This is a genomic window from Nitratireductor sp. StC3, assembly GCF_003015025.1.
In the GTDB taxonomy this organism is placed as follows: domain Bacteria; phylum Pseudomonadota; class Alphaproteobacteria; order Rhizobiales; family Rhizobiaceae; genus Mangrovimarina; species Mangrovimarina alexandrii.
The window spans coordinates 378,074-389,527 of sequence record NZ_PYBP01000003.1; the positions used below are offsets into that span (position 1 = coordinate 378,074).

At 66.4% G+C, this 11,454-nt stretch carries 14 protein-coding genes and 1 pseudogene; all 15 read left to right on the forward strand.

Annotated elements, in window-relative coordinates:
- The first annotated feature begins 2 nt into the window (after positions 1 to 2).
- The 15 genes and pseudogenes from flgF to C7T96_RS08980 all read left to right on the forward strand — a co-directional run bounded on the left by flgF (position 3) and on the right by C7T96_RS08980 (position 11,435).
- The gene (gene flgF / locus C7T96_RS08910) at positions 3 to 722 is read left to right on the forward strand and encodes a flagellar basal-body rod protein FlgF (protein WP_106570843.1); all 720 of its coding nucleotides are present in this window, start codon (positions 3 to 5) and stop codon (positions 720 to 722) included.
- A 91-nt stretch (positions 723 to 813) separates the two neighbouring features.
- Positions 814 to 2,145 carry a flagellar protein export ATPase FliI gene (gene fliI, locus C7T96_RS08915; protein WP_164749928.1) on the forward strand — a complete coding sequence of 444 codons (1,332 nt, stop codon included), beginning with the start codon at positions 814 to 816 and terminating at the stop codon, positions 2,143 to 2,145.
- Positions 2,138 to 2,743 (forward strand): hypothetical protein, encoded by a 606-nt coding sequence (locus C7T96_RS08920; RefSeq protein WP_106570845.1) that lies wholly within the window; start codon positions 2,138 to 2,140, stop codon positions 2,741 to 2,743. Before fliI ends, C7T96_RS08920 begins: the two co-directional genes overlap by 8 nt.
- 167 nt (positions 2,744 to 2,910) lie before the next feature.
- Positions 2,911 to 3,288: a flagellar basal body rod protein FlgB gene (gene flgB / locus C7T96_RS08925; RefSeq protein ID WP_106570846.1), complete on the forward strand. Its 378-nt coding sequence runs from the start codon at positions 2,911 to 2,913 to the stop codon at positions 3,286 to 3,288.
- A 5-nt stretch (positions 3,289 to 3,293) separates the two neighbouring features.
- The gene (flgC, locus tag C7T96_RS08930) at positions 3,294 to 3,713 is read left to right on the forward strand and encodes a flagellar basal body rod protein FlgC (protein WP_106570964.1); all 420 of its coding nucleotides are present in this window, start codon (positions 3,294 to 3,296) and stop codon (positions 3,711 to 3,713) included.
- Positions 3,714 to 3,820: 107 nt separating this feature from the next.
- Positions 3,821 to 4,036: pseudogene (locus C7T96_RS24340) on the forward strand (flagellar hook-basal body complex protein FliE); the annotation flags it as partial.
- Positions 4,037 to 4,045: 9 nt separating this feature from the next.
- Entirely contained in the window at positions 4,046 to 4,834 is a 789-nt protein-coding gene (gene flgG, locus C7T96_RS08940; protein ID WP_106570848.1) for a flagellar basal-body rod protein FlgG, read from the forward strand.
- 4 nt (positions 4,835 to 4,838) lie between these two features.
- Positions 4,839 to 5,309, forward strand: coding sequence for a flagellar basal body P-ring formation chaperone FlgA (flgA, locus tag C7T96_RS08945; RefSeq protein ID WP_106570849.1), 471 nt, complete (start codon positions 4,839 to 4,841; stop codon positions 5,307 to 5,309).
- Positions 5,306 to 6,502 (forward strand): flagellar basal body P-ring protein FlgI, encoded by a 1,197-nt coding sequence (locus C7T96_RS08950; RefSeq protein WP_106570850.1) that lies wholly within the window; start codon positions 5,306 to 5,308, stop codon positions 6,500 to 6,502. The genes flgA and C7T96_RS08950 overlap by 4 nt, the downstream gene beginning before the upstream one ends.
- Before the next feature lie 23 nt (positions 6,503 to 6,525).
- The gene (locus C7T96_RS08955; protein ID WP_106570851.1) at positions 6,526 to 7,050 is read left to right on the forward strand and encodes a MotE family protein; all 525 of its coding nucleotides are present in this window, start codon (positions 6,526 to 6,528) and stop codon (positions 7,048 to 7,050) included.
- Positions 7,047 to 7,751 (forward strand): flagellar basal body L-ring protein FlgH, encoded by a 705-nt coding sequence (flgH, locus tag C7T96_RS08960; RefSeq protein ID WP_106570852.1) that lies wholly within the window; start codon positions 7,047 to 7,049, stop codon positions 7,749 to 7,751. Before C7T96_RS08955 ends, flgH begins: the two co-directional genes overlap by 4 nt.
- A 16-nt stretch (positions 7,752 to 7,767) precedes the next feature.
- The gene (locus tag C7T96_RS08965; RefSeq protein WP_106570853.1) at positions 7,768 to 8,310 is read left to right on the forward strand and encodes a flagellar basal body-associated FliL family protein; all 543 of its coding nucleotides are present in this window, start codon (positions 7,768 to 7,770) and stop codon (positions 8,308 to 8,310) included.
- Entirely contained in the window at positions 8,307 to 9,044 is a 738-nt protein-coding gene (gene fliP, locus C7T96_RS08970; protein WP_106570854.1) for a flagellar type III secretion system pore protein FliP, read from the forward strand. Before C7T96_RS08965 ends, fliP begins: the two co-directional genes overlap by 4 nt.
- A 271-nt stretch (positions 9,045 to 9,315) precedes the next feature.
- Positions 9,316 to 10,281, forward strand: coding sequence for a flagellin (locus tag C7T96_RS08975; protein ID WP_106570855.1), 966 nt, complete (start codon positions 9,316 to 9,318; stop codon positions 10,279 to 10,281).
- 191 nt (positions 10,282 to 10,472) lie between these two features.
- Positions 10,473 to 11,435, forward strand: a complete 963-nt coding sequence (locus tag C7T96_RS08980) for a flagellin (protein WP_106570856.1) — start codon at positions 10,473 to 10,475, stop codon at positions 11,433 to 11,435.
- Positions 11,436 to 11,454: the final 19 nt, after the last annotated feature.

An 11,454-nucleotide genomic window follows, 5' to 3' on the forward strand; every position in this document is an offset into this window, starting at 1 on the left:
CCGTGCAGACCGGTCTTTATGTCGCCCTTTCCTCCCAGGTCGCGCTCGAAAAGCGGCTGCGAACGATCGCCGACAACGTCGCCAATGCCAACACGGTCGGCTTCCGGGCGACGGAAGTGAAATTCGAGGACGTGGTGTCGCAATCCGGCTCGGATTCGGTCGCTTATGTCTCGCCGGGCTCGACCTTCCTGTCGGCCACGTCCGGCCCGCTCAAGCAGACCGGCAATCCGCTCGATTTCGCCGTGCGCGGCGAGGCCTGGTTCGCCATCGACACGCCCGTCGGCCCGGTGATGACACGCGACGGCCGCTTCACCATGCTGGAAACCGGCGAACTGGTCTCGACCGAAGGTTACCCCGTTCTGGACGCCGGCGGCGCGCCGATCCAGCTCGATCCGTTCGAGGGCGCCCCGACCGCCGGCAGCGACGGCATGCTGCGCCAGAACGGCCAACCGGTCGGCGCGATCGGCCTGTTCACGTTCACCCCCGGCGCGGAATTCGCGCGCTACGGCAATTCCGGCGTCATCCCGGCGACCCCGCCCGAGGCGGTGGTCGACAATCTCGAGGTCGGTGTGATGCAGGGCTTCGTCGAGGAGTCCAACGTCAATCCGGTCAAGGAAATGACCCGACTGATCATGGTCCAGCGCGCCTTCGAGAACGCCGCCGCCGCGATCCGCGAGAGCGACAAGTCGCTCGACGGCGCCGTCAAGGCGCTCGGCGGCTAGCGCCGTGGAACCGAGCGGACCATTGCAGGAATACGCCGCCTCGTCGGCGCCCGCCCCGGCCCCGGACGCCGGCGGCAAGGGGCTCGACGCTCTGGAGGCCCTGGGGCGCCTCCACCGTGGCCTGGTCGAGGACGAGGCGCTCGTGCGCCGCGGCGGCCACGTGCGCGAAGTCTCCGCCACCCATTACAGGGTCGGCGGACTGTCGGCGGCGGCCAGGCTGGGCGACATCGTCGAACATCGCGGCCGCCACGGACCGAAAACCGGGGAAGTGGTGCAGATCAGCGCCGAAAGCGTGCTCGTCGCACCGTTCGAGACCACCTTCGACGCCGGCATTTCCGACCCGGTCTTTCTGCGCGGCCCGTTCCGCATCCGCCCGGACATCTCTTGGAAGGGACGGGTGGTCGACGCGCTCGCACGCCCCGTCGACGGCGGCGCGCCGCTGGTGCCCGACACCGCCAATCCGGCGACATCCGTGACCCCGCCGGCCCTGTCCCGGCAGCGGGTCGACGCCTCGTTCCGCACCGGCGTGAAGGTGATCGACATCTTCACGCCGCTATGTTTCGGCCAGCGCATGGGCGTGTTCGCCGGCTCCGGCGTCGGCAAGTCGACGCTGCTTGCCATGCTCGCCGCCGCCGAGGCCTTCGATACGGTCGTCATCGCGCTGGTCGGCGAGCGCGGCCGCGAGGTGCGCGAGTTTCTCGAAGACACGATCGGCACCGAAAGCATGAAAAAGACCGTCGCGGTGGTGGCGACCAGCGACGAAAGCGCGATGATGCGCAAGCGCGCCTCCGGTACCGCGATGTCGGTGGCCGAATATTTCCGCGATCGCGGCGACAAGGTGCTTCTGATCCTGGATTCGGTGACCCGGTTCGCGCACGCCCTGCGCGAGGTCGCGATCGGCGCCGGCGAGCCGCCGGTCGCGCGCGGCTACCCGGCCTCCGTCTTCACAGATCTGCCGAAACTGCTCGAGCGCGCCGGTCCCGGCAGCGAAGGCACCGGCTCGATCACCGCGATCATCTCGGTCCTGGTCGACGGCGACGACCACAACGACCCTGTGGCCGATTCGGTTCGCGGCATCCTCGACGGCCACGTCGTGCTCGACCGCGCGATCGCCGAACAGGGCCGCTACCCCGCCGTCGACCCGCTGGCGTCGGTGTCGCGGCTGGCCAACCGCGCCTGGAGCGATGGCGAGCGCACGCTGGTGACACGGCTTAAGGCGATGGTCTCCCGTTTCGAGGAAACGCGCGACATCCGCATTCTCGGCGCCTACAAGCCGGGCGGGGATGGCGAACTCGACAATGCGGTACGCCAGGTCCCTGCGATCTATCAGGCGCTGATGCAATCGCCGCAAGACGGCGCGATCCCCGATCCCTTCGCCGAACTGGCCCGGCATCTCAAGGCTCAGGAGGCAACGGATGGCTAACTGGCGTATCTTCGGCCAAAAACGCGGCAAGCGGCACGAACCCGCCCTCGCCGGCACGCCGTCGACCCCCGGGCCCACGGGCGTCCGTCCCCGGCGCAAGGGACGCTACAGCCTGTCCGACGCCATCCTCGCCGGCCTCGGGCTCGGCATCGGCGCGGCAAGCTTCACCTTTCCCTGGTATGTTTTTTTCCATCAGGAACAGTTCGGGGTGCGCGTCGTCGATTTCGACGGCACGGAGATCGAATCCGACCTGTCCGGCCCGTTCTACACGCCGCGGGTCAATTGGGCGCCGCAGCGCCTCACGCAGGAAGAGATCGCCGAACTGCCACTGGATTTCGCTCCGACCGGCACGGTCCTGCCGGACAGGACAGCGCCCGACACCACGGGAAGCGTGCAGCCCTTTCCGGCTCGCAAGCCCGCCTACGCGCTGGTCCACGTCGCCAAGGGGCGGGCCATGATCCAGGACGCGAACGGTTTCTGGGTGGTCGAGCGCGGCTCGATCCTGCCGGACAACTCGCGGGTCATGGCAATCGAAAAACGCTCCGGAGCCTGGATCCTGCGCACCAGCAACGACGACGTGATCGAAATGACGCCCTAGGGCCGGGCCGTTCGGGGCGCCACCGTCCCGACCCGGAAAACGGCCGGCAGCGACCGGCGATCCCGCATCCGGCCTTCGACGAGACCTCTCAAGACGAACGGCGGCGCGGCCACGCAAGGTCCGCGCAAGACTGTGTTTCTAATCTGACCCTGACCGAGGGAAAGATCATGCAACCGGTAAGTCTGTTCGATCTCGCCGCGCAGCAGGCGCGCTGGCTGTCCGTGCGTCAGTCGGCCGTGGCGGGCAACATCGCCAACATCAACACGCCCGGCTACCAGGCGATCGACGTCGTGCCGTTCGAGCAGGTCCTCGACAGCGCCAAGCTCGCCTTCGCGCCGACCCGGGCCGGCCACATTCCGCTCGGCGCCGGCCGCGAAACCTTCAACGTGCGTCAGGACGCGATCGAAACCACGTCGCCCTCCGGCAATTCGGTCACCGTCGAGCAGGAGCTGGTGAAAGCCGGCGAGGTTCGCCACGCCTTCGAACTGAACACGGCGATCGTGAAATCCTTTCACCGCATGATGATGATGGCGACGAGGGGCTGATGGCGATCGATCCGCTTTCCGCCGCCCTCAAGATCGCCGCCTCGGGTCTCGGCGTGCAGTCCGAACGCCTGCGCGTCGTCTCCGAGAACCTGGCCAACGCCCAGTCGACCGGCAACACACCGGGCGCCGATCCCTATCAGCGCAAGACTGTGACCTTCGCCACCGCGCTCGACCGCGACAATGGCGGCTCCTTCGTACGCGTTCAGTCGGTCGATCTCGACCGCAGCGAATTCCCGGTCGAATATCTGCCAAGCCACCAGGCCGCCGACGACGGCGGCTTCGTGAAGATGCCCAACGTCAATCCGATCATCGAGATGGCCGACATGCGCGAGGCCAATCGCTCCTACGAGGCCAACCTTCAGGTGATCAAGCAGGCGCGCCAGCTGATCTCCATGACCATCGATTTGTTGAGGTCGCAAACATGATCGCCGGACTGGGACTCGTCGACCGCCTCAACCAGACGTCTCTGGGCAACGGCCTGGCCGGCGCCGGGACGGTCGCCCCGCCCGTAGCCCCCGCGATCGCGCCGACCTCGTTCGAAGCGGCGCTGGAGGCGGCGGCCAGCCAGTCGGTCGCCACGCTGGAGCGCGCCGAGAGCGCGTCCATGCATGCCTTGAAAGGCGGCGACATCCAGGCGCGCGACGTCGTCGACGCCGTGATGAGCGCCGAGCAGACCCTGCAAGCCGCGATCGCGATCCGCGACAAGATCGTGACCGCCTATCTCGAAATCAGCCGCATGGCGATCTGAGGAACAGCGATGAAAGCCCTAGCCATTGCCGCCACCGGCATGAACGCCCAGCAGCTCAACCTGGAAGTGATCGCCAACAACATCGCCAACATCAACACGACCGGCTTCAAGCGCGCGCGCGCCGAGTTCTCCGACCTTCTCTACCAGGTCGAGCGGCTGCAGGGCGTGCCGAACCGGGCCGACCAGAGCATCGTGCCGGAAGGCGCCAGCATCGGCCTCGGCGTCAAGGCGTCGGCGGTGAGAAACGTGCATATGCAGGGCGCTCTCGACAGCACCGGCAACAAATTCGACCTGGCGCTCACCGGCCCCGGCTGGTTTCAGATCGAGGGCGCGGACGGGCAGACGCTCTACACCCGCGCCGGCGCCTTCAACACCAACGCCAATGGCGAACTGGTCACCGTGGACGGGTTCCGCGTCGTGCCCGACATCGTCTTCCCGGCCGAGACGGTCGAGGTGATCGTCAACAAGTCGGGTCAGGTCTTCGCCCGTCTCGATGGCCAGGTCGACCTGCAGGATCTCGGCCAGATCACGCTTGCCACCTTCCCCAACGAGGCCGGCCTCGCCCCGCTCGGCGACAATCTCTTCCAAGAGACCGCGGCCTCCGGCGCGGCCAATGTCGGCGTGCCGGGAGACCCCGGTTATGCCGCCATCGAGCAGGGTTATCTCGAGAATTCCAACGTCGATCCGGTCAAGGAGATCACCGAGCTGATCTCGGCCCAGCGCGCTTACGAAATGAACTCCAAGGTTATCAAGGCGGCCGACGAGATGGCGTCCGTCGTCACCCAGAGCATCCGGTAGATCGATGTTGCGGCTTCGCCTGTCCTCACTCGTCCTCGGCGCCGCCCTGACGCTCGCCGCCTTCGCCGGGGCGGCCGTCGCGCAGGAGATGGCGGTGGTGGCGAAGCGCGTCATCTATCCCGGCGAGACCGTCGACGCCGGGGCTCTGAGCGAAGTCAAGCTCAGGCGCGGCAACAACCGCATTCTGACCTCGATCGCGCAATATGCCGACCAGGTCACCGGCAAGGTCGCCAAGCGGACCCTCCTGCCGGGCAAGCTGATCCCGATCAACGCCCTGCGCGAGGCCTATATGGTTGAGGCCGGCGCGCCAGTCGCCGTCAGCTATGTCCATGGCGGACTTCAGATCTCCACCATCGGCATCCCGCTCCAGCCGGGCGCGATCGGCGACATGGTCAAGGTCAGGAACGCCGATTCCGGCGCGGTGTTCACCGGCATCGTGATGGCGGACGGATCGATCCGGGTCGGCGCGATATGATCAAGCGCCTCGCCCTGGCCCTGTGTTTCGGCCTCACCCTGGCGGCGCCGGCCAGTTCCGGCGGCGAGCTCAATGACGGGTATGACGGCGTGCAGGCCGTGCGGGTCTCCGCCAGCGGCCAGGCGTCCAACCTGCCCGCCCCCACCGGACCGGCATCGCGCATCAAGGATATCGCCACGCTGCAGACCGCGCGCGACAACCAGCTGATCGGCTACGGCCTCGTGATCGGCCTGCAGGGCACCGGCGACGGGCTGCGCAATTCGCCGTTCACCGAGCAGTCGATCCGCGCCATGCTGCGCAATCTCGGCATCGCCATGGAGGACGGGCGCGCACGGGCCAAGAACGTCGCCGCCGTGATCGTCACCGCCAACCTGCCGGCCTTCGTGCAATCGGGATCGCGCATCGACATCAACGTGTCCTCACTCGGCGACGCGACCTCGCTCGCCGGCGGCACCCTGGTCATGACGCCGCTGCGCGCCCCCGACGGCGAGATCTACGCCGTCGCCCAGGGGCCCGTCTTCGTCTCCGGCTTCACCGCCCAGGGCGAGGCCGAAACCCTGACCAAGGGTGTGCCGACATCCGGCCGCATCCCCAACGGGGCCATCGTCGAACGCCAGGTCGCCGCCCGCTTCAACGACGACAGCGTGTTGACGATGCAGTTGCGCAATCCCGACTTTTCGACCGCCGTCAGGATCACGGACGAGATCAATCGCTACACCACCAGCCGCTTCGGCAAGCGCCTGGCGAGCGAACAGGACGGGCGCACGATCCTGATCACCCGGCCGGGCGGCATCTCGGCCGCGCGTTTTGTCGCCGAGATCGAGAACCTGATCATCCGGACCGACACCCCGGCCCGCGTGGTCATCGACGAGCGCACCGGCACGATCGTGATCGGCCAGGACGTGAAGATATCGCAGGTCGCCGTCAGTTATGGCGCCTTGACCGTGCGCATCACCGAGCAGCCGAAAATCGTCCAGCCGGCGCCGTTCTCGCGCGGCGAAACCGCCGAGGAGCCTTCCACGATCATCGACGCCCAGCAGGAAGACGCGCGCGTCGCGCTGCTCGACGGCCCCGACCTGCAGACGCTGGTGGCCGGCCTCAACCGTATCGGCGTCAAGCCGGACGGCATCATCGCGATCCTGCAGGGCATCAAATCGGCCGGCGCGCTGCAGGCCGAGCTGGTTCTGCAATAGGAGACGGAAAGGTGGCGACAAGGATGCGAACCGCGAAACGCGCCCTTCCCAGGGCGTTGGCGATCGGCGCGCTCGCCGCGCTGTGTTTCGGCGCGGGCGCCTTTGCCGTCTCCGATTCCTTCGCCCAGGCGCGCAAGGTCCCGTCCCGCCTGACCGACGAGGTGCGCGAATTCTGCGCCAACATCATCGACGCCGCCCGCGACCGCCGCTACGCCGTGCAGGCCCAGGAGCTTGAAAAACTGCGCTCCGAGATCGACGAGCGCATCGTCGCGCTGGAAGCCAAGCGCAGCGAATACGAGGCGTGGCTGAAGAAGCGCGACGAGGTCATCAACAGCGCCGAGGACAGCATTGTCGGCATCTATGCCCGTATGCGCCCCGACGCGGCCGCCGCACGGCTGGAAAAGATGGACGCCATGCTCGCCGCCGCGATCATCCTGAAGCTCAAGGGCCGCCAGGCCGGCGGCATCCTCAACGAGATGGACGTGCAGGCGGCCGCAAAACTCACCGGCATCATCGCCGATGTCGCCAAAGCCGAGGATCCGACATGAAACGCAGCCTGCCGATCCTGGCGACGGGGCTTTTTCTGGCCGGCTGCGCCGGGGAGCTGAACGAAATCGGCCGCGCCCCGAGCCTGTCTCCGGTCGGCTCGGGTCTCGACCCGGCGGCCGGCTCCGTGCAGGCCTATCCCGAAGCGCCGGCCGCGCCGGTCAAGCGCTTCTCCTTGTGGGACGACCGCCAGAGCCAGCTCTACGAAGACGCGCGCGCCCTGGTGGTCGGCGATATCCTGACCGTGTTCATCTCGATCAACGACAAGGCGATCCTCAACAACGAATCCGACCGCAGCCGCACCACCAACCGCACGCTGGGCCTGTCCGGCGGCTTCGAGGCGGAGGGCGTCGGCAAATCCGCGTCCGCCGATCTCGACATCAATTCGCGTTCGACGGCCGCCGGTTCCGGGGCGACGGCGCGCTCGGAAAACATCCGCCTGTCGGTCGCCGCCGTCGTCACCGAAGTGTTTCCCAACGGCAATCTGATGATCCGGGGCTCCCAGGAGGTGCGCGTCAACGCCGAGCTGCGCATCCTCACCATCGCCGGCATCGTGCGGCCCGCCGACATCAGCGCCAGCAACACCATCCCCTACGAGCGCATCGCCGAGGCGCGGATTTCCTACGGCGGCCGCGGCCGGCTGACCGAGGTCCAGCAGCCTCCCTATGGCCATCAGATCCTGGATCTGATCTCTCCGTTCTGAGGATTAACAAGGGGCAATGTCGCTCGCCAACGTCGAAGACCAGGCCGAAGCCGAAGCCAAGAAGGGTCCCTCGCTGATCGTCCAGCTCGGCGTGATGGCGGTGCTGACCCTGCTGGCGGTCGGTGGCGGCTGGGTTGCCGGCATGTATCTCAAGACCGGGTCCGAGGCCGAGCCCGCGACCCAGAAAGTCTCGGTCGAGCCGGTGGTGCCGGAGACGCCGGACGAGGCCCATGGCGGCGAGGACGAACAGGAGGCCGACGGCGAGGCGAGGCCCGTCCCGCGCCTGGTGCCGCTGGAGCCGATCACCACCAATTTGAGCGCGCCGGCCGACATCTGGGTGCGCATGGAACTGTCGATGGTGTTTGCCGCCACGCCCGATCCCGAACTGGTCCGCAGCATCCACCAGGACATTCTCGCCTATATGCGCACCGTCACCCTCCAGCAGGTCCAGGGCGCAAGCGGCTTCCAGCATCTCAAGACCGATCTTGAAGAACGCGCCCGCATTCGCAGCAACGGCCTGGCGCGCGAACTGGTGATCAGGACCCTTTTGTTCGAATGAGAACGCTACTCGCCACCGCAACCGCCCTGCTCGCGCTGACCGGGGCCGCACACGCCCAGCAACTCGATCTCGGCCAGATCGCGGGTCAGGCCGACGGTGCCACGATCGGCTACATCATCCAGATTTTCGGGCTTTTGACCGTGCTTTCGGTGGCGCCCGGGCTGTTGATCATGGTCACCAGCTTCACCCGCTTCGTGATCGTGTTCGCCATTCTGCGCGCCGGCATCGGCCTGCAGACCACGCCGGCCAACATCATCCTGATCAGCCTCGCCCTGTTCATGACCTTCTACGTCATGACCCCGACTTTCGATAGCGCCTGGAACAACGGCGTGCGCCCGCTGGTCAACAACCAGATCGACGAGACCGAGGCCATGCAGCGCATCGCCGATCCGTTCCGCGACTTCATGCTGGCCAATGTCCGCGACGCCGATTTCAACCTGTTCGCCGACCTCGCCCGGGAACGCGGCCAGAACGTGGTCGAGGGCGAGCAGGTCGATCTGCGCGTCCTGGTGCCGGCCTTCATGATCTCGGAGATCAGGCGCGGCTTCGAGATCGGCTTCCTGATCGTGCTGCCGTTCCTGGTGATCGACCTCGTGGTTGCCACCGTCACGATGGCGATGGGCATGATGATGCTGCCGCCCACCGTCATATCGCTGCCCTTCAAGATCCTGTTCTTCGTACTGATCGACGGCTGGAACCTGCTCGTCGGCAGTCTGGTCCGCTCCTTCAACTGACGTCGCCGCACGGCATCCGTCCGCGCTCGAGACCGGCGCCGCCGTCTCGGGCCCGCCCGCGGCCGCGGTAAGGAAGCGTTAGTCATTTTCTTGAAATCCCGACCGAAAATTATCGGTTTGGTAAATTTTTTCCATCACAACATGGTTAAGCAGGATGGATCGGCGACCTGACCGAGGGATGTCGACTGGCATGATGCCAAGCCGTCTTACCGGTGAAGCCCGGTATGTCCCTGTTCGTTAGTTTGTGACAGTCAGTAAGGGACAGTTCCCAATGTCGAGTATTATGACCAACGCGTCGGCGATGACCGCGCTCAAGACCCTCCAGGCCACCAACAAGGCTCTCGAAACCACCCAGGCCCGCATCTCCACCGGCTACCGCGTCGGCGAGGCGAGCGACAACGCCGCCTATTGGTCGATCGCCACCACGATGCGCTCCGACAACAAGGCCCTGTCCACGGTCCAGGACGCGCTCGGTCTCGGCGCCGCCAAGGTCGACACCGCCTATACCGGCGTGAAAGCGGCGATCGAGGTCGTCGACGAGATCAAGGCCAAGCTGGTGGCCGCCCGCGAGCCGGGCGTCGACCGCACCAAGATCCAGGCCGAGATCACCGCGCTGCAGGGCCAGCTGTCCTCGAACGCGGCCGCCTCGACCTTCTCGGGCGAGAACTGGCTGTCGGTCGATTCCGACGCCGCCAACTACAATGCGACCAAGTCGGTCGTGTCGTCCTTCAATCGCGCCGCCGACGGAACCGTGACCGTTTCCACCATCGCGATCGACACGCTCAGCATCAAGCTGTTCGACGCCGGCGCCGACGCGGCCGCGGCCGGCACCGGCATTCTCGACGGCCGCTACGACGCCGCCACCGGCGCGTTGCTCGCCGACCAGTCGGCAGGCGGGTTCCGTGTGATGGACCTCACCATCTCGGCCCTGACCAACAGCGCCGCCGACCTGACGACGCTTGAGAACTACATCAAGGGCGTCGACGACGCGCTCAGCAAGATGACCACCGCCGCCTCCGATCTCGGTGCGGTGAAAAAGCGCATCGACCTGCAGACGACTTTCGTCTCCGACCTGATGGACACGATCGATCGCGGCGTGGGTACGCTTGTCGATGCCGACATGAACAAGGAATCGACCCGCCTGCAGGCCCTCCAGGTCCAGCAGCAGCTCGGCATCCAGGCCCTGTCGATCGCCAACCAGAACTCGCAGTCGATCATGTCGCTGTTCCGCGGCTAGTCTTACGGTTAACCGACCGTCTCCACCCCATTAACTGAATCAAAATGTCCCGGCCTTAAAAGGGTCGGGACGTTAGTCGTTTCAGGACGGATCAAAGCCCGTGTTTCGGGTCGCTTGATTGGCATGATGCCGAGCCGTCTTACCGGTGAAGCCCGGTATGTCGAGTATCTGCGTTTTGTAAGGGGACACCCATGTCGAGTATCATGACCAACGCGTCGGCGATGACCGCGCTCAAGACCCTCCAGGCCACCAACAAGGCTCTCGAAACCACCCAGAACCGCATCTCCACCGGCTACCGCGTCGGCGAGGCGAGCGACAACGCCGCCTATTGGTCGATCGCCACCACGATGCGCTCCGACAACAAGGCCCTGTCCACGGTCCAGGACGCGCTCGGTCTCGGCGCCGCCAAGGTCGACACCGCCTATACCGGTATGACGGCCGCCATCGACGTCGTCGACGAGATCAAGGCCAAGCTGGTGGCCGCCCGCGAGCCGGGCGTCGACCGCACCAAGATCCAGGCCGAGATCACCGCGCTGCAGGGTCAGCTGACCTCGAACGCGGCCGCCTCGACCTTCTCGGGCGAGAACTGGCTGTCGGTCGATTCCGACGCCGCCGGCTACAGCGCGACCAAGTCGGTCGTCGCCTCCTTCACCCGCGCCACCGACGGTTCGGTGTCGATCGGCACGATTACGATCGACACGTCCAGCACCAAGCTGTTCGACGCCGGCGCCGACGCGGCCGCGGCCGGCACCGGCATTCTCGATGGCCGCTACGACGCCGCCACCGGCGCGCTGCTCGCCGACCAGTCGACAGGCGGCTTCACCGTCGCCACGCTGGACATCTCGGCCCTGACCAACAGCGCCGCCGACCTGACGACGCTGGAAAACTACATCAAGGGCGTCGACGACTCGATCAGCAAGATGACCACGGCCGCCTCCGATCTCGGCGCCGCCAAGAAGCGCATCGATCTTCAGACCGAGTTCGTCGGCAACCTGATGGACACGATCGATCGCGGCGTGGGTACGCTCGTCGATGCCGACATGAACAAGGAATCGACCCGCCTGCAGGCCCTCCAGGTCCAGCAGCAGCTCGGCATCCAGGCCCTGTCGATGGCCAATTCGAACTCGCAGTCGATCCTGTCGCTGTTCCGCTAATCGACCAAGCGGCGCGTCG